This window comes from Microcystis sp. M53603_WE2, assembly GCF_030065435.1.
Genome location: NZ_JASJFF010000042.1, coordinates 1 through 1,721, shown reverse-complemented (window position 1 = coordinate 1,721; position 1,721 = coordinate 1). Strand labels below are relative to the sequence as shown.

At 42.0% G+C, this 1,721-nt stretch carries 1 protein-coding gene; it reads left to right on the top strand.

The genetic code is table 11. The annotated features are described in order from the left end of the window. Positions 1 to 394 precede the first annotated feature (394 nt). Entirely contained in the window at positions 395 to 1,429 is a 1,035-nt protein-coding gene (locus tag PX481_RS01010) for a PstS family phosphate ABC transporter substrate-binding protein (RefSeq protein WP_072926443.1), read from the top strand. The last annotated feature ends 292 nt before the right edge of the window (positions 1,430 to 1,721 follow it).

Below are 1,721 nucleotides of genomic sequence, written 5' to 3'. Positions count from 1 at the left end.
TTCATGCTTCAACCCAACCTACGTTCTTCTTTTACTATTTATTTTGACTAAACATTAGTTTTAAGTAGGGAGGCACAATTATTTGTGGGATGGGTTAGCGGTAGCGTAACCCATGCGGGCGTTGGGTTTCATGCTTCAACCCAACCTACGTTCTTCTTTTACTATTTATTTTGACTAAACATTAGTTTTAAGTCGCAGGTAAGGCCGCTAACTTTTCCAGTTTAGATTAGGTTTTTCTCTTTCCTTACCATTGTAGTGACGTAAAAACAACAAAGAAAAGATTAAGGTTTTTAGTCATCATCCCTCAGCTTTTTTCTCCCCACTTCCCCACTTCCCCACTGATAACTGAAAAGTCTCCCCAATACCCGTTTTTACTTTCTCCTTGTTGACACCTATGCTAGAAATTTTTACTCAGCTATCTCGTCCGACCAAAGTAGTCGCAACCATACTAGGAACTGCCCTAATTTTACCCGCCTGTGCCAATATTAATCCTCAAGACCTAAAACCAATTAAAATCGATGGTTCGAGTACCGTAGCACCAATTACCGATAAAGTTCTCGAAGATTTTAAAGCTAATACCCCTAACAAAGTTTTGGCTGATGTTAAAATTGACGCTAATATTTCAGGAACCGGCGGTGGTTTTAGAAAATTTTGTGCGGGAGAAACCGATATTAATAATGCTTCTCGGCCAATTTCTGTGGAAGAATTAAAAGAATGTGATGCTAATAAGGTAAGATTTATCGAACTACCGATCGCTTTTGATGCTTTAACCGTGGTAGTCAATCCCCAAAATAACTGGGTTGATGATATTTCCACCACAGAATTGAGAACTATTTGGGAACCAGCGGCCGAGAATAAAATCAAACGTTGGAATCAAATTAATCCCGCTTGGCCCGACCAACCGATTACCCTTCACGGACCAGGTAAAGACTCCGGAACCTACGATTTTTTTAGTGAGGTAATTAACGGCAAAGATGCCAGCCGTGGGGACTTTAATTTTAGTGAAGATGACCAAGCTTTAGTTAATGCCGTCAGTCAAGATGCCAACGCTTTAGGCTATTTTGGCCATGCTTACTATGAACAAAATCGGGATAAATTAAAAGCTTTGAAAGTTAACGGTATTGAACCAACTCGCAGCAATGTCGAGGATAGTAAATATCAGCCTTTATCTCGTCCTTTGTTTATTTATGTTAATGCCCAAAAAGCCCAAGAGAATCCCGCTTTAGAGAAATTTGTCGAACATTATCTCGATCGAGTTCCCAATTTATTAGATAGTATTGGTTATATTCCCCTACCGGATGAGGCCTATCATTTGGCAAGGGTACAGTTGCAAAAATTTGAGGTAGGAACGGTTTTTGATGGCAGACCCCAACCCAATTTAACCATCGGGGAATTACTTCGTAAACAAGCCCAATTTGAAGCTAAGTAACGATTCCCATCTGATACTAAATCCGTTGAGTATAGGCTACATATCAGGACAGGCACTCCTGCAAGGGGAGTGACTCTTAAATTATTACAGATGCGTCAGCAGCTGCGTGTAAGCATCCCACCGAAAAACTAATGCGCTCCGGGGTTTGGGGGCGGCGCCACGCCCCCAACGGGGGGTTTGGGTAGGGATGATTCATGCATCCACCCTACGATGAGTCAACCCTACGATGAATCAACCCTACGATGAATCAACCCTACGATGAATCAACCCTAGGGGTTTGGGGGGTAGAACC